13 protein-coding genes are annotated in these 20,217 nt (G+C 71.8%); 7 read left to right on the top strand and 6 right to left on the bottom strand.

The window, feature by feature from the left end:
* Positions 1–53: 53 nt before the first annotated feature.
* From BM396_RS07510 to BM396_RS07490, 5 genes are all read right to left on the bottom strand, one after another.
* Positions 54–1,967 (bottom strand): extracellular solute-binding protein, encoded by a 1,914-nt coding sequence (locus BM396_RS07510; RefSeq protein WP_043381198.1) that lies wholly within the window; start codon positions 1,965–1,967, stop codon positions 54–56.
* A gap of 150 nt (positions 1,968–2,117) precedes the next feature.
* Positions 2,118–4,202: a membrane protein gene (locus tag BM396_RS07505; protein WP_043381197.1), complete on the bottom strand. Its 2,085-nt coding sequence runs from the start codon at positions 4,200–4,202 to the stop codon at positions 2,118–2,120.
* 214 nt (positions 4,203–4,416) lie between these two features.
* Positions 4,417–7,236 (bottom strand): DUF4159 domain-containing protein, encoded by a 2,820-nt coding sequence (locus BM396_RS07500; protein WP_043381194.1) that lies wholly within the window; start codon positions 7,234–7,236, stop codon positions 4,417–4,419.
* A gap of 7 nt (positions 7,237–7,243) precedes the next feature.
* A complete protein-coding gene (locus tag BM396_RS07495) occupies positions 7,244–8,155 on the bottom strand; it encodes a DUF58 domain-containing protein (RefSeq protein WP_043381192.1) in 912 nt (303 codons plus the stop codon).
* A gap of 103 nt (positions 8,156–8,258) precedes the next feature.
* Positions 8,259–9,263, bottom strand: coding sequence for an AAA family ATPase (locus BM396_RS07490; protein WP_043381190.1), 1,005 nt, complete (start codon positions 9,261–9,263; stop codon positions 8,259–8,261).
* Positions 9,264–9,618: 355 nt separating this feature from the next.
* Here BM396_RS07490 and BM396_RS07485 point away from each other — a divergent pair, with 355 nt between their 5' ends.
* The 5 genes from BM396_RS07485 to BM396_RS07465 all read left to right on the top strand — a co-directional run bounded on the left by BM396_RS07485 (position 9,619) and on the right by BM396_RS07465 (position 17,227).
* A complete protein-coding gene (locus BM396_RS07485) occupies positions 9,619–12,765 on the top strand; it encodes a rhamnan synthesis F family protein (protein ID WP_043381187.1) in 3,147 nt (1,048 codons plus the stop codon).
* A 19-nt stretch (positions 12,766–12,784) separates the two neighbouring features.
* A complete protein-coding gene (locus tag BM396_RS07480) occupies positions 12,785–14,317 on the top strand; it encodes a glycosyltransferase family 2 protein (RefSeq protein ID WP_043381185.1) in 1,533 nt (510 codons plus the stop codon).
* A 183-nt stretch (positions 14,318–14,500) separates the two neighbouring features.
* Positions 14,501–15,004 carry a cupin domain-containing protein gene (locus BM396_RS07475; RefSeq protein ID WP_043381183.1) on the top strand — a complete coding sequence of 168 codons (504 nt, stop codon included), beginning with the start codon at positions 14,501–14,503 and terminating at the stop codon, positions 15,002–15,004.
* A 140-nt stretch (positions 15,005–15,144) separates the two neighbouring features.
* A complete protein-coding gene (locus tag BM396_RS07470; RefSeq protein ID WP_043381181.1) occupies positions 15,145–16,284 on the top strand; it encodes an acyltransferase family protein in 1,140 nt (379 codons plus the stop codon).
* Complete coding sequence (locus BM396_RS07465; RefSeq protein ID WP_043381178.1) at positions 16,274–17,227, top strand: phosphatase PAP2 family protein; 954 nt, start codon at positions 16,274–16,276, stop codon at positions 17,225–17,227. The genes BM396_RS07470 and BM396_RS07465 overlap by 11 nt, the downstream gene beginning before the upstream one ends.
* 7 nt (positions 17,228–17,234) lie before the next feature.
* Here BM396_RS07465 and BM396_RS07460 read toward each other — a convergent pair whose 3' ends face one another.
* Positions 17,235–18,500 carry an FAD-dependent monooxygenase gene (locus tag BM396_RS07460; protein ID WP_043381176.1) on the bottom strand — a complete coding sequence of 422 codons (1,266 nt, stop codon included), beginning with the start codon at positions 18,498–18,500 and terminating at the stop codon, positions 17,235–17,237.
* Between the two features lie 99 nt (positions 18,501–18,599).
* On the opposite strand from BM396_RS07460, the gene tesB reads away from it, so the two are divergent.
* Together tesB and BM396_RS07450 are read left to right on the top strand one after the other, a co-directional pair.
* Complete coding sequence (gene tesB, locus BM396_RS07455; RefSeq protein ID WP_078947062.1) at positions 18,600–19,499, top strand: acyl-CoA thioesterase II; 900 nt, start codon at positions 18,600–18,602, stop codon at positions 19,497–19,499.
* Between the two features lie 299 nt (positions 19,500–19,798).
* Entirely contained in the window at positions 19,799–20,137 is a 339-nt protein-coding gene (locus BM396_RS07450) for a P-II family nitrogen regulator (protein WP_010683623.1), read from the top strand.
* Positions 20,138–20,217 lie beyond the last annotated feature (80 nt).

Genomic DNA, 20,217 nt, shown 5'->3' with positions numbered 1-20,217 from the left:
GGCGCCGGCGCCGAGGACCAGCCCGCGCCGGGTCGGCAACCCGGGACCGCCCGTCAACGGGGCGCCCCGGTCTTGGCCGCGAGCTTCTCGTCGTACCACCACGTCGTCGGGAAGCCGGAGCTGGCATAGAGCGGCAGGATCGCCGGGTGGCCGAACCGGTTCCAGCGCAGCGTCCGCTGCTGGTCGGAGGACCATTGCGGGACGACGTAATCATGCGCCAGGAGCACGCGGTCGAGGGCCCGCGTCGCCGCGATCACGGTGTGCCGGTCCTTGGCGAAGATCACCTTCTCGATCAGGGCGTCGATTCCGGGATCCTTGATGCCGATCAGGTTGCGCGAACCGGGCTTGTCGGCCGCCGCCGAGCCCCAGTACTCGCGCTGCTCGTTGCCCGGCGAGAGCGACTCGCCCCACGACGTCGTGGTGACATCGAAATCGAAGTTGCGGATGCGGTTCTGGTATTGGGCCTGATCGATCACCCGGAGGGTGGCGTCGATGCCGATCAGCTTCAGCTGCGCGGAGAACGGCAGGATCACGCGCTCGAACGTGTTCTGGAACTCCAGGAACTCGACGGTCAGCGGCTCGCCGGTCGCCTTGCTGACCATCTTGCCGCCGCGCAGCTCGAAGCCGGCCTCGCGCAGCAGGCCGACGGCCTCGCGCAGGTTCTTGCGCACCGCCTCCGGGCCGTCGTTGATTGGGTTGGCGTAGGGCGTGGTGAAGACGGCAGGCGGGACCTTGTCCCGGACGCTCTCGAGGATCGCCTTCTCCTCGCCCTCCGGCAGGCCCGATGAGGCGAGTTCAGAGCCGAAGAAGTAGGAGTTGATGCGCTTGTACAGGCCGTAGAACAGGGCCTTGTTCATCTCCTCGTAGTTCATCGCGAGGTTGAAGGCCCGGCGGACGCGCGGGTCCTTGAACTTGTCCCGGCGGGTGTTGAACGCGAAGGCCTGCATGATGCCCATGCCGCGCTCGGGGAAGGCCTCCTTGATCAGCCGCCCCTCCTTCACGGCCGGGAAATCCTCGTAGGCGGTCGCCCAGTTCCGGGCGATGTTCTCCACGCGGAAGTCGTAGAGATCGCCTTTCAGCGCCTCGACCAGCACGGTGCCGTCGCGGAAATACTCGTAGCGCTCGGTGTCGAAGTTGTAGCGCCCGGCATTCACCGGCAGGTCCTTGCCCCAGTAGTCGGGGACGCGGGTGTAGGTCGTGGTGCGGCCCGGCTCGAACTTCGCGAGCCGGTAGGGGCCCGAGCCGAGCGGCGGCTCCAGGGTGGTCTCGGTGACGCTGCGCGGCTTGCCGTTGGCGTCCTGGGCGGTCCACCAGTGCTTGGGCAGGACGCGCAGCTGCCCGATCACCTGCGGCAGCTCGCGGTTGCCGGTCTCCGTGAAGGTGAAGGTAACCTCCCACGGCCCGGTCACCGCGGCCTTGGCCACGGTCTGGTAATAGGCGGCGTAGAACGGGCTGTTGGCCTTCAGCACGTCGAAAGACCAGACCACGTCCTCGGGGGTGATCGGCTTGCCGTCGTGCCAGCGGGCGTTTTCGCGCAGCCGGTACGAGACCGAACCGAGATCGGGGGCGATCCGCACAGCCTCGGCGAGCAGGCCGTAGGAGGTGAACGGCTCGTCCGAGGACTCGGTCATCAGCGAATCGTAGATCTGCTGGATGCCGTTCTCGAGGTCGCCCTTCAGGCCGGCGACGACGATGTTGAAATTGTCGAAGCCGCCCTGGGCCCCGAACCGGACCATCCCGCCCTTGGGCGCGGCCGGGTCGGCATAGTCGAAATGCTTGAAGTCGGGGCCGTATTTCGGCTGGCCCATCAGCGTGATCGCGTGGGTCCACTGGCCGTTGGCGGCCGGCAGGGTGGCCGGCGTCGACGGCATCGCGACCGGTTCCTGCGCGTGGGCCGGAACGAGCTGGAGGCAGGCGAGGAGGAGCGTCGCGGCGAGGAGGCGTCCAGTCACGGTCTGCGCTGTCACGGGCAGGCTGTCTCCGTTGCATCGGGCCCGCGCGGGCGCGGACAACTCGAAAATATCAGGGGGTCATAGGACGCGGGCCGCCATCCGTCGACCATGCGGGGCCGCACGCCGCCCGGCGCGAGCGACGGCCATTCCCCATCCGAAGGCCTGTCACGCCGCCCGGCCCCGTCTGCCCTCGACCAGCCACATGGCGAGCAGGGCGGCCGCCAGGGCGGCCAGCGCCGCGAGGCCGAGTGCCAGGGGATAGACCTCGACGCCGCGGATATTGGCGCTGTCGCTCGGCCGGAAGCCGATCCAGTCGCTGCCTGCGAGGCGACCGCCGCGCACCAGGGCGAGGCGCGGGACCTGGATGCCGCCGCCGGCCTCGGCGACCCGGCGCACCGAGCCGCTCGATCCGTCGGCCACGGCCTTCAGGCGGTCGGTGTCGCTGAACACGTCGGCGAGTTCGCGCGGATTAGCCGGGCCGACGCTGACGAAGGCCACGAGGTTTCCCGAGCGCAGCGTGTGCAGCCCCAGTGTTTCCGCATCGAAGGTCGCCGTGAACAGACCCGGTTCACCGGGCTTCAAGGTGAGGGTCGTCACCTTGCCCGTGGGACCGGTGACGGTGACCGGCTCGGCCTGATCCGCCATGGTCTGGCGCTCCACCCGGACCTCGCGGCCGCGTCCGGTGGTCTGCGCGCGCAGCGCCTCCTCCTCCAGGGCCGGCTCCTTCATGAGCCAGTGGCCGAGGCGGCGCAGCAGATCCAGATACGGCCCGCCCTCCTGGTAGCCCCGGGCCCAGAGCCAGGCGTGGTCGGACAGGAGCAGGGCGACCCGGCCCTTGTCCTCGCGCGAGAGGGCGAGCAGCGGCAGCCCCTCGGCCCCCGACAGGATCGGCTGGATGCCGGGGCGGGTGCGCGCCTCCACGATGCGCAGCCAGTCGCCCCAGGCGGGCGGGTTCGCATCCGAGCCCGGCAGGGCGCGGGTCACCGGGTGGCGCTGGCCGACCTGCGTCGGCGTCGCCTTGTAGGGCTTCTCGACCACGCGCCCGTCCGGGTCGCCCGGCAGGATCCCGGCCAGCCGGGTGCGCGCCAGGCTCGCCGGTCCGGCGAATTCGGGCCCGGCCGCGATGAGGAGTGCGCCGCCCTCGCGGACGTAGCGGACGATGTTGTCGAAATAGGCCTGCGGCAGCACGCTCTGATTGGCGTAGCGGTCGAAGATGATCAGGTCGAAGTCCTTGATCTTCTGGACGAACAGCTCGCGCGTCGGGAAGGCGATCAGGGAGAGTTCCGAGATCGGCGTGCCGTCCTGCTTCTCCGGAGGGCGCAGGATGGTGAAGTGGACGAGGTCGACATTGGCGTCCGACTTCAGGAGGTTGCGCCATGTGCGCTCGCCCTGGTGCGGCTCGCCGGAGACGAGGAGCACCCTGAGCTTCTCGCGAATTCCCTCGATGGGCAGGACCGCGCGGTTGTTCACCGTGGTCAACTCGCCCGGCAGCGGCTCGACCTCGATCTCGACGACGTTCGGGCCGCCATGCTCGATGCGCAGGTTGAGGGAGAACGGCTTGTCGGTGGCGACGTCCCGCCGGCCGATCTCCTCGCCGTCGCGGCGCACGGTGACGACGGCGTGGCCGGTCCCGCCGCGCTCCATGACCTCGGCGCGGATCGTCAGATCCTTGCCGACGATGCCGAAGCGGGGCGCCTCCAGGAGCTTGATCTGCCGGTCGCGCTCGTCCGGATGACCGGTGACGAGGACGTGGAGCGGCGCCTTGATGCCGAGCTGCGCCAGGGAGGCGGGAATGTCGTGCACCACGCCGTCGGTGAGCATCACGATCCCGGCCAGGCGTTCCGGCGGCACGTCGGCGAGGGCCTGGCTCAGAGCCGTGAACAGCTTGGTACCGTCATCGCCGTCCTTGGAATCCGGCACGTCGATGAAGCGGGGCTCGATGTCGGTGAGCGCACCGAACCGGCGCTGCAGCTCGGCACGGACCGCGTCGGTCATCTGCGGCCGGTCGCCCAGGGCCTGGGATCCGGACCGGTCGACCACGATGGCGGCGACGTCCTTCACGGGCTCCCGGTCCTCGCGCACCAGCGCCGGGTTGGTGAGCGCTGCCAGAACGAGAGCGAGGACGAGCACGCGCAGCAGAGCGGTCCGGCCCCGGGCCAGGACGGCGAACACCGCCAGGACGACGACGATGACGCCCAGGACGGCGATCGCCGGCCAGGGCAGGAGGGGGGTGAAGCTGAGGCTCAGCATGATGGTCCGGCCTCCGGGATGCGTATGCGGGACGAGGCGGTCGACCGATCAAATCCCCTCATCCTGAGGCGCCGCGTCGGCGGCCCCGAAGGAGGGCTCCAGGGATTATCGAGACCTCTGGAGGGCTCCTTCGAGGCGCCCGCTGCGCGGCCGCACCTCAGGACGAGGACGATGGATGGGAGCACGCGCGGCCTTGGGAACGTCGCGACGGTCGTCACTGCCCCAGCCGCTCCAGCAGCGCGGGCACGTGGACCTGATCCGCCTTGTAGTTGCCGGTGAGCGTGTACATCACGATGTTCACGCCGCCCCGGAACGCCATCTCGCGTTGGCGCTGGTCACCGCCCACGACGGGATAGAGCGGCTCGCCCCGACGCCCCACCGCCCAGGCGGCGGCGAGGTCGTTGCTCGTGATGATGATCGGGCTCACGCCGTCGCCGGCCCGGGCGGGACGGCGTTCGACGCCATCGGCGGCCGGTGGCAGAGCCTCCACCCAGGTCTGGCCGGTGGCGTAGCGACCCGGAAAGCTGTCCACCAGGTAGAACGCCTTGGTCAGCACGTGGTCGAGGGGCACCGGCTCCAGCTCCGGGACCTCGAGCGTCGCCAGCATCTTGCGGAGATACGCGGCCTCCGGGGTGGGCGGACCGCCAGGACGGGCGGTGAGCCCGTCCCGGGTGTCGAATAGGACGGTCCCGCCGTTGCGCATGAACGCGTCGATCTTGCGGATCGCCACGTCCGAGGGCTGCGGCCGGTTCGGGGCGATCGGCCAGTAGATCAGCGGGTAGAAGGCCAACTCGTCCTTGGCCGGATCGATGCCGGCGGGCTCACCCGGCTCCAGGGCGGAGCGCGCGGCGAGCATCTGGGTCAGCCCGGTGAGGCCGGTCCGGCTCGCCTCGTCGACGGCGGCGTCGCCCGTGATCACGTAGGCGAGGCGCGTGACCAGTGCCGATTCGACGCCGTTCGGCCGGTTGGCCGGCGGCTCCTCGGCCTGGGCAGGGCGCACCGGCAGGGCGGCGAGCAGGAGCAGGGCACCGAGAGCCAGAGCGGCCGGCCGCCCGCGGAGGCGAGCCGCCAGGCCGCCGCGACGCAGGAAGCCGCCGAGCCACAGGCCCGCCAGTGTGTCGAGGGCCAGCAGAAGCAGCGCCAGGGTGAACAGGCTCGGTCGCAGGTCCAGGGTCTCGGCGCCCGCCAGGGATCCGAACCGGGCGCCGTCGAGGGCTGCGGCGTCGAGGGGCTTCAACCGATCATCCGGTTTCAGGGCGTTCACGCTGATGCCTCCGTCCGGCGGGCCGTAGAAGCCCGGCGGATGCTCAAGGGTCGCCCGGTCGGCGTAGTCGGCCGACACCGCGGTGGCCGAGGCCGGCGGCGAGCCCAATGCGCCGAACCCGTCGAGGGTCACCCGCGGGGCGAGCACCGGCGCGGTGGCCCGGGAAGGATCCCCCTGCACCGGCGCCGAGGCGCCAGCCAACGCCACGACGCGTCGGAGCATGTCGATGAACAGGCCCGAGAGCGGAAGGTTCGACCACGTCGTGTCGGCGGTGACGTGGAACAGCACGATCGTGCCCTGGCCGCGCTTCTGCGCGGTGACGATCGGGGTGCCGTCCTGGAGGGAGGCCCAGGTCCGGTTCGGCAAGTCGCCGTCCGGCTCGGCCAGGATCTGGCGGCGCACGCCGATATCGGCCGGCGGCGTCAGGCCCGCGAAGGGGCTCTCGGGCGGGAACGGCGCCAAGGTCTTGGGGCTGTCCCACGAGAGGGTGCCGCCGAGCGTCCGGCCGCCCCGGCGCAACCGCACCGGCACCAGCGGATCGTTGCCGGCAGCGAGCCGCGGGCCGGCGAAGCGCAGCAGCATCCCGCCCTCCTTCACGAAGCTCTCGATCCGGGCGGTGGTCTTCTCGTCCAGCGCGCCGACATCGGCCAGAACGAGGACCGAGACTTGATTGTCGAGGAGCTGGTTGATCGACTCGGCGATCCCCTTGGCGCCCCGCGGCTCCTGAACGTCCGCGAAGGGCTGAAGCGCCCGGGACAGGTAGTAGGTCGGCGCCAGCAGGGGCTGTGCCTGGTCGAGGGTGCCGCCGAAGACGAGGCCGACCCGGCGCCGCTTGCCGCGCTCGTCCTGCAGCACCACCGCGCCGGCCGAGCGCTCGCCCGCGATCTCAAGCCGGCTGATGCTGTTGCGCAGCTCCACCGGCAGCTCGAAGGTCGCGTCCGCCTCGGTGGCGTCGGCCGCGAAGGCGAAGTCGCGCTCGGCGAGCGGCAGGCCCTTCTGGTCGAGCGCCCGGATCAAACCGGTATCGCGCCCGTTCGGCGCGGCCCGCAGGGCGTGCGTGACGAGCTTGCCGGCGTTCTCGGTGGCGGTGAGGGCCAGGGCCGGCGGCCTGTCGGCGCGCAGCACCGTGAGGGCGGCGCCCTTGTCGCCGGCGAGATCGGCGAGACCCTTTGCGAAGCGCGTATCGTTCGCGCCGGCGACGCCGTCGCTGATCCAGACGAGGGCGGCACCCCGGTTCTTGTCCAGGAACGTCTCGATCGTGGCGAGATGCGCGTCGCGGGCGGGGAGGATCGGGCGCGGCGCCAGGGCGCGCAGACGCTCCAGGGCGGCGGCCGGCGTCTTCGCCTCGAAGGCCGATGGCGCGTCGGCGAGCCCGATCACCGCCACCGGACGGCCGTCACGGGCCGCGCCCTCCACGGCGTCGGTGGCGACGCGCAGCCGGTCGCGCCAGTCGTGGGCGGCGGGGAAGCCGTTGTCGAGGAGCACGAGGAGGGCGCTGCGGCCGCCACCGGCCCCGATGCCCCCGGCATTCCAGACCGGGCCGGCCACCGCCAGGATCAGGGCGGCGGCGATCAGAAGCCGGAGGATCAGCAGCCAGGGCGGCGTCCGCGCCGGGGTCTGCCGCTGCGGCATCAGGTCCGCGACGAGCTTCAGCGGCGGGAAATTGATCCGCCGCGGGCGCGGCGGGGTCACCCGCAGCAGGAACCACAGGGCCGGCAGGCCGATCAGGGCGGCGAGCGCCAGCGGGGCGGCGAAGGTCAGACCCAGCATGGCCACCTCACTCCGTGCCGCGGGCGGCGATCAGCGTGGCGAGCCGCAGGGCCGCCTCGCTCGCCGGCCGGTCCGTCCGATGGATCGTCAGCGTCCAGCCCTGGCCGCGGGTGATCGCCGCAAGGGCGGCCCGGTGCTCGGCGATCCGGGCGCGGTAACGCGCGCCCCAGGCATCGGCGTCGCCGATATCGAGGCTGAGACCGCCTTCCAGATCGTGCAGGACCGCCTGCCCGGTGAAGGGGAAGGTCTCCTCGATCGGGTCCACCACCATCAGGAGATGGCCGCGGCTGCCGCGGCCGGCGAGGTTCTGCACGGCGGCGGCGATCCGGTCCGGCGCGGTCAGAAAGTCGCCGATGAGCACCACCTCGTCGAAGCGGGCGGGATTGGCCCGGGGCGGCAGGTCCTGGGTGAGGCCCGCTGGGTCGGCCACCAGCGCCTGGGCGAGACGCTCGACGATCCCCCGCGACGCGCTTGCACGGGTCAGCCCGAGGAGGCCCACCCGCTCGCCGCCTTCGACGAAGGCGTCCGCCAGGGCCAGACCGAGGACCAGAGCCCGTTCGATCTTGGACGCCGACGCGAGATCGGAAACGAAGCCCATCGAGGCCGAGCGGTCGATCCACAGCCAGATGTTGTGGGCGGCCTCCCATTCCCGTTCGCGCACGTAGAGCCGGTCGTCCCGGGCCGAGCGGCGCCAGTCGACCCGGGCGGCGGCCTCGCCGGTGACGAAGGGGCGGAACTGCCAGAAGCTTTCGCCCGGCCCGGCCCGGCGGCGGCCGTGGAGGCCGTGGGCGAGCAGGCTCGACACGCGCCGCGCCTCCAGGACGAGGCGGGGCATCTTGTCGGAGAGGGCGGCCGCGCCCTCGCTCTCGCGCCGGCCGGGGCTGCGCCTGCCCGCGTCGAGGGCGTTCGTCGCCACCATCGTCAGCGCAGTCCTTCGGCGGGGTTCCGCGCTGACGACGGCTTTGGACCACGCATGTTCTTCACGTTCGCCGGCATCCGCCTCACTCGATACTGCCGAAGGCTCAGAGCTTCTCCGCAAGCTTGGCGATCAGGCCCTCGATGGTCTCGCCGTCGGCGCGGGCGGTGTAGCTCAGCGCCATGCGGTGCTTGAGCACCGGCTCGGCCAGCGCCTTCACGTCGGCCACGGAGGGCGCGACCCGGCCCTCGATCAGGGCCCGGGCGCGGGCGGCGAGCGTCAGGGCCTGGCTGGCGCGGGGGCCCGGCCCCCAGAGGAGCTTGTCCTTCACCAGGGCGTCGCCGCTATCCGGCCGGGCCGCGCGGACGAGGTCAAGGATCGCCTCGACCACGGCCTCCCCCACGGGCAGCCGGCGCACGAGGCGCTGGGCGGTGAGCAGCTGCTCGGTGGACATCACCGCGCGCGGCCGCGCCTCGTCGACGCCGGTGGTCTCGATCAGGATCCGCCGCTCGGCGGCGCGGTCGGGATAGCCGACGTCGATCTCCAGAAGGAAGCGGTCGAGCTGCGCCTCGGGCAGGGGGTAGGTGCCCTCCTGCTCGATCGGGTTCTGCGTCGCCAGCACGTGGAACGGCCGCGGCAGGTCGTGGCGGGCGCCCGCCACCGAGACGTGGCCCTCCTGCATGGCCTGGAGCAGGGCCGACTGCGTGCGCGGGCTCGCCCGGTTGATCTCGTCGGCCATCAGGAGCTGCGTGAAGACCGGCCCCTGCACGAACCGGAAGGCGCGGCGACGCTCGGCATCCTCCTCCAGGATCTCGGTGCCGAGGATGTCGGAGGGCATCAGGTCCGGGGTGAACTGCACGCGCCGCGCGTCGAGGCCCAGCACGGTGCCGAGCGTCTCCACGAGCTTGGTCTTGGCCAATCCCGGCAGGCCCACCAGCAGCCCGTGGCCGCCGGCCAGGATGGTCACGAGGGCGAGATCGACGACCTTCTCCTGGCCGAAGATCACCCCGTGGATCGCCTCGCGGGCCGCGCCGACGGCAGCGAGGCAGCTCTCCGCGGTCGCCACGATGCCGTCGTCGAGGGTCGTGGCCGGGCTGATCCCCTGCGTCATGCCGCTATCCATCTCCTGTCCGGAGCCCCGGGGGCCCCTCTGGCCATTCCGACAAGTGTGGGGCTTCTGGTGCCGGGCTGGCAAGGTCGGGATCGCCGCACGCCATCGTCGCACGATTTTGCCCGGATGATTCGGTCCGCGGCGCCGCTATCGCGGCGTGGACCCGACACCACAACCCGAAGCGAAACCGCCTCCCCGGGCGCAGGTCTTGGCGTCGGCGACCCGGACCTTTAGGAAGGCGCCCAAGCCGGGGCGGTCCTCACCCGCGACCGCCGGGCCGGCCGAACCCTCTGATGTCTCTCGCGGATCGCGGCGTGGGCAGCTTTGCGGGCTTCCCGCGTATCCGGACCTGACCATGCGCCTTCGAGATGTGTTCGTCGTCGGATCGTCGGAGAAGGCCGGCCTCGCCGGTGCGGCGCAATCCCTCGCGCGCCCGCTGACCCGGCGCCTGAAGCGCCGCCGCCGCAGCGAGCCCCGTCAGGCGGACCTCGTCCGCGCCGTCAAGGAATCCGGCCTGTTCGATCCGGCCTGGTACGCGCGGCGCTATCCCGACGTCGTCGGCGAGGGACTCGATCCCGCGCTCCACTACGCGGTCCATGGCGGCCGCGAGGGCCGCTGGCCGCACCCGCTGTTCCACGGCGATCTCTACCTCGATTCCGTTCCCGGCCTCCGGGCCGAGGGCATCAACCCGCTGCTCCACTATATCGACCGCGGCGCCGCGGCGGGTCTCCGGCCCAACCCCCTGTTCGATCCGGACTGGTACGCGGCGCGCTATCTCGGCGGCGCCGAGCACCGCGCCCGGGCGTTCTCCGATTTCCTGTCCCGGTCCGACACCGACCCGTCGCCGCTGTTCGACACCGCCTGGTACCTGTCCCGCTACCCGGATGCCCGCGCGGCCGGCGGCAACGCCCTCAGCCACTTCTTCGAGACCGGCCGGAAGCAGGGCTACCTGCGCAACCCGGAGGAATTCGCCGGCCTGTCCCGGCATGTCGACCTGATCCGCCGGTCGGGCCTGTTCGACGCGGCGTTCTACCGGGCGCGCTGCCCCGAGGCGGAGACCAGCGGGCTCGAGCCGCTGGAGCACTACGTGATGGCCGGCGGCTACCGCCGCTACGCGCCCCATCCGCTCTTCGATCCCGACTGGTACGCGGCGCAATCCGCCGCGGTCCGGGCCGACAGCCTCAACCCCCTGGTCCACTACCTGGAGCACGGCGCCGCCGAGGGGCTCGATCCCGGGCCCTGGTTCGACACGCGCTGGTACGCCGAGACCTACTTGGCGACCCGCGCGGCCGACGACGCGGCCGGGCAGAACCCGCTGGCGCATTTCCTCGCCGATGGCGGGCGCACGACGAGCCCGTCGCCGCGCTTCGACGCGCCCTGGTACCGCGCCCGCTACCCGAAGGTCGCCGCGCTGGGCCTCAACCCGCTGGTCGACTACGTCACCACCGGCCTGGAGGCCGGCCGCCTGACCCGCCGCGTTCCCGGCGCCGCTGTGCCGGAAGCCTCCGACGCGCGCCTCTCCTGCCTGAAGCGCACGGCCCGCCGGCACGGCCGCACGGCCCTGTTCATCACCCACTGCCCCGAGGGGCGGATCCGCGGCCATGTCGAGCCCTACCTGAGGGCCTTCGCGGAGAACGGGACCGACCTCGTCCTGATCATCGCCGCCGACCAGCACAAGAACGCCGTGCCCCAGGCGATCCTGGATCTCTGCGCCTCCGTCTATCTCCGCGAGAACCGTGGCTTCGACTTCGCCGCCTGGGCGCATGTCCTCCTAGAGGACACCGACCTCCTCGATTCCGAGACGCTCTACCTCGCCAACGACAGCCTCGTCGGGCCCCTCGACCGCGCCGACTTCGTCGGCCTGCTCGCCAAGATCGACGCCTTCCCGGAGGCGGTGATCGGGCTCGCCGACAATTTCTACTACAGCCACCACCTCCAGAGCTTCTTCCTGGCCCTGAAGAAGCGCTGCCTGTCCTCCTATGCGTTCAGCCAGTTCCTCCAGGCCGTGGCGAACTGGCCGGACAAGAACGCGGTGATCACCGAGTGCGAGCTGACCTTCTCGGGACGGATGCGCGCCGCCGGCCTCGGTATGCGCAGCCTGTTCTCGGCCCAGAACAAGCACATGTCGCTGGTCAACGACCCGCGCAACAACCGCACCCTGTTCGACTGGGAGAACATGCTGGCCCAGGGCTTCCCGTTCGTGAAGCGCTCGCTGCTGGGCGAGCACGCCGCGATCGGCGGGGCGGCGGTGCGGGAGGCGATCGCCGAGCGCGGCTTCGACCTCGACCGGCTCGACGTGACCTACACGTATCCGGGCGGCAGGGTCTGGGCGGACCTGCGCAAGCCCCAGGCGCCGGAGCGGCCGCTGCGCGTCGCCTTCGTCTCACCGATGAACTACGCCAACGGGCTCGGCGTCGCGGCCCGCAGCTACGCCCGCGCCCTGCACCGCGCGCCCTTCGCGCTGAATGTCCACCCGATGGAGCGGCCGTTCCACGTCCATGCCCGGGTGGCGCCCGCGTGGCAGGCCCGGACCTTCTCGGGGCCCGCGGACGTCGCGCTGGTGCACTTCAACGGCGACAGCTGGCACTCGCTGATGAGCGACCGGCAGCGGGCGATCGCCGCGGCGGCGCGGCTGAAGATCGGGCTGTTCGTCTGGGAGACCTCCCACGTGCCCGGCGGCTGGCTGCCCACCGTCGACGGCCTCGACGCGATCTGGGCCCCCACGGAGTTCTGCGCGGCGATCTTCCGGCAGATCACCGACATCCCGGTCGACGTCGTGCCCTACGTGGTCGAGAACGAGGCCGGCGAGCCGGCGAGCGCCGCCGCCAAGGCGAACCTGCGCAAGGCCTTCGCCATCGACCCGTCCAAGCGGGTGATCCTCTACGCCTTCGACGGCTCGAGCTATCTCGCCCGCAAGAACCCGCACGCCCTGATCCGGGCCTTCCGGGCGGCCGGGCTCGGGCAGGCGGGTTGGCAACTGGTGCTGAAGACCAAGCACGTCTTCGACCTGCCCGAGGAGGGCAAGAAGCTCCTCGACCTCGTCGGAACGGCGGGCGACGTGGTGGTGATCGACCAGCCGCTCTCCCAGAACGAGCTCGGCGCACTGTTCGACCTCTGCGCGGTCTACGCCTCGTCGCACTCCTCGGAGGGCTTCGGCCTCACGATCGCCGAGGCGATGGAGATGGGCAAGGTCGTGGTCGCCACCGATTACGGCGGCTGCCGCGACTTCCTCGACGCCACCTGCGGCTTCCCCGTGAAGGCGGAGGTCACGGCCCTCGACCAGACCTACGGCCCGTATCTGCGCGGCGCCGAATGGGGCCAGGTGGACGAGGCGGACCTCACCCGGGCCCTCAACGACGCGGCCCGGGCGGTGACCGGCGGCGACGCGGCCCGGATCGGCGCCGCCGCAAGGGCGCGCATCCGCGAGCGGCTGTCCATCGGCGCGGTGGCGACCGCTATGGAGGCGAGCCTCACCCGCCTGCTCGCCGCCGAACGGTCCTGATTCCCCGGAGACGCGACCCGTGTTGAAGAAGAAGCCGGTTCCGGCCCCGTCGGCCTCGTGGGGCACGCTCCCGTGGCCGGACGCGATCCTGCCGCTGCCCCTCGACGCGCAGGTCCGTCCCCTCGACGAGCGCCGGCTCGGCCAGATCGCGGCCGGTCAGATGCCCGCCTGCCGGGCCGTGTTCGTGGCTCCCGCAGCCTCCGAGCTGTGCCCCGACCTCGTGGCGCATCTCACGCGCGCGATGGCCGAGCGGCCCGATATCGGCATCTTCTACGGCGATGACGCCGTGGTGGACGGCGCGGGTCAGGTCCGCAGCGTCCATTGCAAGCCGACCTTCAACCCGGCCCTCCTCATGGCCGACGATTATATCGGCTTCCCGCTCCTCATCCGGGTCTCGGCCCTGGCCGGTCTGAGCCCGGATTTCGGGAAGCGCCACGGCAGCGCCGCGTGGTTCCGCGTCCTGCTCGGCGCGATCTCCGCCGGGATCGGGATCGACCGGATCCCCCAAACGCTGATCGCCTCGCCGCTGCAACGCCCGAAGGCGACGCGTACGGCCCGCGCCCACGCCCTCGACCGGTGGTTCGACGCGTCCGGCATGCCCCTGCGCGCCGCCCCCGGGCTGACCGCGGACACGCTGGAGATCCGCCGGACCCTCGACGCGCGGCCCGGCGTAACCCTGGTGGTGCCGACCAACCAGAGCCGCCCGAAGGACGATCAGGGTCGCGTCGTGGAGGGCGCCAAGCCGCATGTGATCAACCTGCTCGACAGCCTCGGCCGCAGCACCTACCCGGCCGACAGGATCCGCGTGCTGATCGGCGACGACGTGGCCGACGACGCGATCTATCGCGGACGCTCCGACCGGTTCGCCGTGACCCGCCTGCTGACCACCCGGGCTCCGGGGGAGCGGTTCAACTACGCGGCCAAGATGAACACGCTCTGGCGCGCGGCCGAGACGGATCTCGTCATCCTGATGAACGACGATCTCGTCGTGCGCCGGCCCGGCTGGATCGAGGCGCTCCTGGCCTTCGCGCTGGACCGCGGCGTCGGCGGGGTCGGCGGCCGGCTGCTGTTTCCCACGGGCAAGATCCAGCATGCCGGCATGACCGGCGGCATCTTCGACGTGTTCGCCCACCCCTGGTACAACCGGGACGCGGCCGAGCCGACCTACGGCGACTGGGCCCTGACGCAGCGCGATTGCTCGGCGGTGACCGGCGCGCTCTTCGCCACCCGCAAGGCGGTGCTGGAGGCCGTGAACGGCTTCGACGAGGCCTTCGCCCTCGACTTCAACGACGTCGACCTGTGCCTGAAGATGCGGCAACTCGGCTACCGCATCGTCTACACGCCGTTCGCCGAGATGGCGCATCACGAGAGCGCCTCGCGGCAGACCAGCTTCGCGCCGGGCTCGCAGATCGCGCGCTTCCTGCGCCGCTGGGGCGACGTCATCGCGGAGGATCCGGCCTACAGCCCGCAACTGCGCATCGACACCGATGTCGTCGCCCCGCGGGCCGACGCGACGCGCTGGATCACGGAGCGCCGGGCCGACGCGGCCTGAGCCGGATCGCACGGGCGGCCCGGGCCGCGTCCGCTCCGGCGCGGGCGCATTAAGTACGACCCAAGAAGATCTTGGGGTTGTGCTGGAACAGGGTCGCCCGAGCCGCTACCCCTGCGCGGGCAATGCGCGGATAGTCTTGTCTTCGCCTGAAAGCGGGCCGCGCGCCGAGGTGCGGAGCTGACCGTGAAGAAGTTTCTCGTCGGCGCCGCCATCCTGCCGGTTCTGGTCGGCGCCGGCGCCTTCGCCGAGATCCGGCTGCACGAGCAGGGGCGTCCCGTCGCCAGCACGGCGATCCGGCCCGGCGGGGCCGCCTTTGCCCCGGCGCCGATCCCGGCGCACTGGGTCGTCGCGGGCGATCCGGTCACCGAGGTCGCGGAAGTCGCGCAGACCCATGACGGGAGCGCGCAGGTCTACCTGTGGCGCACCACGGCCAGCACGTTCCGCTGGACCCACCACGCCGACGAGATCGTCACCATCCTCGACGGCGAGGTCTTCATCACCGACGCGGATGGCCGGCGCCATCACCTGACGCCGGGCGACGTGGCGCATTTCCCCGTGGGATCCGTCCAGCTCTGGGAGGTGCCCCGGACGCTGCTGAAATCGGCGATCCTCAAGCATCGCAGCCCCACCCTGATCGAGGCGTCCCTGCGCTGGCTGCGCCGGGCCCGCGCCCTCGTCACCGGCTGAGATCAAGGCGCGGCCCGCCGGTGCGTCCCGACGCGCGGCGCTGCGCGGGCGCCGTCGAGGGTGGATTCCGCAAGCGGGTGATACGGCTTGCTAAAGCATGGCGCGGCATCATCCGGTTCCCGATGCCGCGAACCGATCTCATGGCCCGACACCGCGACACGCAGCTCGACGCCGCGCGCGGCCTCGCCGTGCTGCTGGTCCTCTTCGGCCACCTCCTGCAGCCCGTCTTCTACGGCCCGTCGGGGCCCAACCCGGGGCCCGCCCTCGCGGTCTGGCGGGTCATCTACGCCTTCCACATGCCGTTCTTCTTCCTGCTCTGCGGGATGGTCGACCGGGTCAGGGGGGATGAGGATATCGCCGCGGCGAGCCTCTCCGCCCTGAAGCTCGTCCTCACGGCGCTGGCGTTCAGCACCCTCGCGCTGATCCCGCCGCTTCTCGACGGCACCGTTTCGCCGGGGAGCGCACTCCTCGACATGCTGCGCGGCCGTGACCTCAGCCTGAGCGTGCTCTGGTTCCTGGTCGCCCTGGGGCTGGTGCGGGTGGTCTACGCCGCCGCGCTCGCCCTGGCCTTTCCCCATGCCTATTGGGTCGTTCTGGGCGCCGCCCTGGCCGTGTCCTGGATCTGCAGCGCGCAGGCCTTCCCGTTCTGGCAGATCCACGCGCTCCTCGGCGCCCTGCCGTTCTACGTCGCGGGCCGGCGGCTCGGCCGGCGCGCGCTCGACGCGTCTGCGCTGCTCGGCGTCTGCGGTCTGGCCGTGCTCCTCCTCTGCGCGCCGCGGAACTTCGTCCATGTCGCGACGGGGCAGTACGGCAACCCGGCGCTCTTCGCGGTCACGGCCGTGGCGGGCTGCGGGTTCATGCTGGCGGTCGCGGGCCGGCTGCGCGGTCCGCCGCGCGCGGTGGCGGCCTTCCTGGGGCGGACGAGCTTCGATCTCTACATCGTCAGCGGCGCCTTCCTGCTCCTGGCGCCGTATCGTCCGGACTGGGACAGGTGGGGTCTTCTGGTGCTGCTGGCCGCCGTCGGTCTGCCGCTGCACCTGCTGGCGGCCCTGTCGCTGCGAGGGCCGATCCGGGCCGTCCGCAGGGGCGCCGAGGGCGTGGTCGACGGGCTGGCCGGCTGGTGGCGCCTGCGGGCTCGGATCGACGCGCCCGGGTCGACGCGGCGATGCCGGGCTTTTCCGATGCGGATCCTTAAGACTTGTGCGGGACCATCCCCGGCCAGTCCGGCCTCAAGACCTTCGATGACAGCGCCACACGCGATCGGCCCCGATGTTCGCTGAGCGCCCCCGCGGCCGCGTCGGCAGCTGGCCTCTGATCGCCGCCATGCTGGTCGCGACCGGCGTCTGGATGGCGGTCGCCGGGCTGCGCTTCGCCTGGGACAGCGCGCTCGTCACTCTCGGCGCCTGCCTGGGCCTCGAAGCCCTGGCGCTGGTCTATCGCACGCGCCGTCCCGAACCGCGCATCGCGGCCACGCTCGACGGCCTGGCGCAGGTCATCGCCTTCAGCGCCTGCGCGGCCGCCCTGTCCTACGCCGTGGCGAGCACCGGCGGGCCGCTCTGGGACGCGACCTTTTACGCCTGGGACCAGCGGCTCGGTCTGGACTGGCGCGCCTACCTGGCCTTCGTGGACGGCCATCCGCGGCTCGGGCTGGTGCTCTCGCTCGCCTATCGCAGCCTGATCCTGCAGACCATGCTGGCGGTCATCTTGCTGGGCTTCAGCGGCCGGTTGCGGGCCCTGCAGGACTTCGTCCTCGCCTTCGCCATCGCCGGGACCGTGACGGTCCTCATCTCGGCGCTGACGCCAGCTATGGCGAACTTCGAGTTCCTGGGACTGTCTCCGGCAGACTTCCCCCAGCTGGAGCCGGCCGCGGCCGACGTCCATGTCGCGGATCTGGCCGGCCTGCGCGACGGCACGCTCCGGACGATCTCCCTCGATCGTGTCGAGGGCATCATCACGTTTCCGAGCTTCCACGCGGCTTTGGGCGGCCTCTACATCTGGGCCTTCTGGAGCGTACGCGCGGCGCGGTTCCCGGCCCTCCTGGTCAACGCCCTTCTCATCGCCGCCACGCCGATCGACGGGGGCCACTACTTCGTCGACGTGATCGCCGGACTGGTCGTCGCCGCCCTGGCGATCTGTGCCGCGCGGGCCCTCGGGGGGAGGCCGGCCCCGGAGGCCGACCGCCCGCTCGTCTCCGGGTCCGGTCCCGCTCCGGAGCGGGCCTGACGCCCGCTCAGAGCGCTTCGCCCCGCAACAGACGCGGCCGCGATCCGCGCGCGGCCGCGGCCTCGCCGATGAAGAAGCGCTTGAGCCCCGGCAGCCGGTCCACGATCCCGAGGCCGAGGTCGCGGGCGAGGCGCAGCGGCAGGGCGTCGTTTGAGAACAGACGGTTCAACCCGTCGGTGGCCGCCGCCATGGCGAAGCTGTCGAAGCGCCGGGCGCGTTCGTAGGCGCGCAGCACGTCGGGTCCGCCGGGATCGAGCCCGAGACGCAGCGCTTCGGTCACGGCCTCGGCCAAAGCCGCGGCATCCGCGAGCCCGAGATTGAGGCCCTGGCCGGCGATCGGATGGATCACGTGGGCGGCATCGCCCAGCAGGGCGACGCGCTCGGCCCGGAAGGCGCGGGCGATGCCGAAGGCCAGGGGATGCCGGCTCGGGCCGTGCTCCAGCGCGAGGGTCCCGAGATCCAGGGTGAACCGCCGCTCGATCTCGGCCAGCACCTCGTCGGGCCCGCCGGACAGCAGGGCCTCGGCGTCGTCCGAACGTTCGGTCCAGACGATGGAGGAGCGGTGCCCCAGGGGGCCGCCGTCCCGCAGCGGCAGGATCGCGAACGGGCCGGCGGGCAGGAAATGCTCGACGGCGCGTCCCCCGTGCGGCCGGGCATGGCCGATGGTCGCCACGATGCCGACCTGCGGGTAGGACCAGCCGACCCAGCCGATCCGCGCCGCCTCGCGCAGCCGCGAGCGCGCCCCGTCGGCGGCCACCAGCAGATCGCCCCGCAGGGTCTCGCCGGTCGTCAGCACCGCACCGATCGCCGCACCCTCCGGCACCGCGCGCATGACTCCCGCGGCGACGATCGACACCCCCGCCCCCCGGCAGGCCTCCGCCAGGGCTTCGGCCAGCGGTTCCGCCTCGATCATGTGGGCGAAGGGTTCGCCGGGGTCGCGGTCGTCCTCCGCCTCGCGGCCGAAGGTCAGGAAGACGGGCCGCACCGGGTCGGCGAGGCGGCTGTCGCTGATGACCATCTCGGTGATCGGCTCGGCCGCCTCCGCGACGCGGGGCCACAGGCCGAGGCGGTCGAGCATCCGCCGGCCGCCCGCCGCGAGGGCGTAGGCGCGGCCGCGATGCCGCCCGGGATCGGCGCGGCCCGGATCGATCACCGTCACGGCGAGCGCCGGTCCATGGGCCTGCTTGAGCGCCAGGGCCAGGGCGAGGCTGGGCAGGCCGCCGCCGGCGATCAGGAGGCGGCGGCTGCCGGGTCGGGGCGTCTCGGCCGTCATCGTGGCGGATCTCCTTGGGTCGCGCATGCGGGACGCGTGGATTGGTGCATTCGAAAAGCCTATGTCGCACGCGGACAACGAACGGAAACCCCGCGGGTCATGACCGACGCCAACACCGACGCGATGACGGATGCCGTCGCCGAGCTGATCGCCATTCTCGATCTGGAGCGGCTGGAGGTCGACCTGTTCCGAGGCCAGAACCCCAAGACGGGCTGGCGGCGGGTCTTCGGCGGGCAGGTGGTGGCGCAGGCGCTGGTCGCCGCGACGCGGACGGTGCCGGACGACCGCCCGGCCCATTCCCTCCACGCCTACTTCCTCCTGCCCGGGGACCCCCGGACGCCGATCGTCTACGAGGTCGAGCGCATCCGGGACGGACGGAGCTTCACGACCCGCCGGGTCAAGGCGATCCAGCACGGGCGGGCGATCTTCGCCACGACCGTCTCCTATCAGGTTGTGGAAGAGGGCCTGACGCACCAGCCGGCGATGCCCGCGGTGGCCGGACCGGAGGGGCTCCTCGACGGCAAGGCCCTGGCGGCCGCCGGCGGCACCGGGATGCCGGAGGCGATCGCGGCCTATTTCGGTCGCGAGCGGCCGATCGCCCTGCGGCCGGTCGACCTGAACCGCTACCTGCCCGCGGGCGCGGGCGGCCGGGCCCCCGACCCGATCTTCAATGTCTGGCTGCGCGCGGCCTCGGCGCTGCCGGACGATCCGGCGCTCCACCGGGCCGTGCTGGCTTACGCCTCCGACATGACCCTGCTCGACGTCTCGCTGATCCCGCACGCCCGCTCGGTGTTCGATCCGGCGATCCAGGCCGCGAGCCTCGACCACGCGCTCTGGTTCCACCGGCCCGTCCGGATCGACGACTGGCTCCTCTACGCGCAGGACAGCCCGGTCGCGGGCGGCGCCCGCGGCTTCGCGCGGGGCCAGATCTTCGACCGGGCCGGCAACCTCGTGGCCTCGGTCGCCCAGGAGGGTTTGATCCGCCCGATCCGGGATTAAAACGCGATCCGACGCGTGCGTTGCCGATCCGCAACATCGCTGTGTGCACGGAATCGTGCAGTTTGCCTGATCGTTGTGCGGCTCCTGCGCCGGGTCTGCCCGGGATGTGATCGATCCGGGCTAATCGATGGGCAGAATGACGATCCGCGAAAATGTTCCCAGCCAAGCGCGACTGGCATAGTCCTTGAATAGCGGCTTGCGACCGCGGGTCATCCCGAGCTTGCGGATGGTCCGGGCCGGGCCATCCCGCAGTCGGGTGACGGCAACGGTTCCCAAGGACTTCGAAGGGGGCGTCGCCCATGAAAATCGTGATGGCCATCATCAAGCCGTTCAAGCTCGAGGAGGTGCGCGACGCGCTCACCGGAATCGGCGTCCACGGCCTGACGGTGACGGAAGTGAAGGGCTATGGCCGCCAGAAGGGCCACACCGAGATCTACCGCGGCGCGGAATACGCGGTGAGCTTCCTGCCCAAGCTGAAGATCGAGGTCGCCGTCGCCTCCGACCTGACGTCCAGCGTGATCGACGCCATCGCCGGGGCTGCCCGCACCGGCCAGATCGGCGACGGCAAGATCTTCGTGATGCCGCTGGAGAAGGCGGTGCGCATCCGGACCGGCGAGACCGACGCCGACGCCCTCTGATCCGCGGCCCGGCGCGTCCGGGCCCGCCGATGTCGAGACCTTCTGACACAACACGGATTTAAGACCGGGAGCCACGTGCC

Origin of the sequence: Methylobacterium sp. UNCCL125, from assembly GCF_900116795.1 — a bacterium.
In the GTDB taxonomy this organism is placed as follows: Bacteria; Pseudomonadota; Alphaproteobacteria; order Rhizobiales; family Beijerinckiaceae; genus Methylobacterium; species Methylobacterium fujisawaense.
Note: the sequence above shows the minus strand (reverse complement) of the source record. Positions and strands in the feature narration are given on the sequence as shown.

What these genes read in the sequence shown, in the direction of transcription:
- BM396_RS07460 (WP_043381176.1), bottom strand. Translation starts at nt 18,500, where the DNA reads ATGACGGCCGAGACGCCCCGACCCGGCAGCCGCCGCCTCCTGATCGCC.
- BM396_RS07450 (WP_010683623.1), top strand. Translation starts at nt 19,799, where the DNA reads ATGAAAATCGTGATGGCCATCATCAAGCCGTTCAAGCTCGAGGAGGTG.
- BM396_RS07495 (WP_043381192.1), bottom strand. Translation starts at nt 8,155, where the DNA reads ATGGTGGCGACGAACGCCCTCGACGCGGGCAGGCGCAGCCCCGGCCGG.
- BM396_RS07490 (WP_043381190.1), bottom strand. Translation starts at nt 9,263, where the DNA reads ATGACGCAGGGGATCAGCCCGGCCACGACCCTCGACGACGGCATCGTG.
- BM396_RS07505 (WP_043381197.1), bottom strand. Translation starts at nt 4,202, where the DNA reads ATGCTGAGCCTCAGCTTCACCCCCCTCCTGCCCTGGCCGGCGATCGCC.
- BM396_RS07485 (WP_043381187.1), top strand. Translation starts at nt 9,619, where the DNA reads ATGCGCCTTCGAGATGTGTTCGTCGTCGGATCGTCGGAGAAGGCCGGC.
- tesB (WP_078947062.1), top strand. Translation starts at nt 18,600, where the DNA reads ATGACCGACGCCAACACCGACGCGATGACGGATGCCGTCGCCGAGCTG.
- BM396_RS07465 (WP_043381178.1), top strand. Translation starts at nt 16,274, where the DNA reads ATGTTCGCTGAGCGCCCCCGCGGCCGCGTCGGCAGCTGGCCTCTGATC.
- BM396_RS07470 (WP_043381181.1), top strand. Translation starts at nt 15,145, where the DNA reads ATGGCCCGACACCGCGACACGCAGCTCGACGCCGCGCGCGGCCTCGCC.
- BM396_RS07500 (WP_043381194.1), bottom strand. Translation starts at nt 7,236, where the DNA reads ATGCTGGGTCTGACCTTCGCCGCCCCGCTGGCGCTCGCCGCCCTGATC.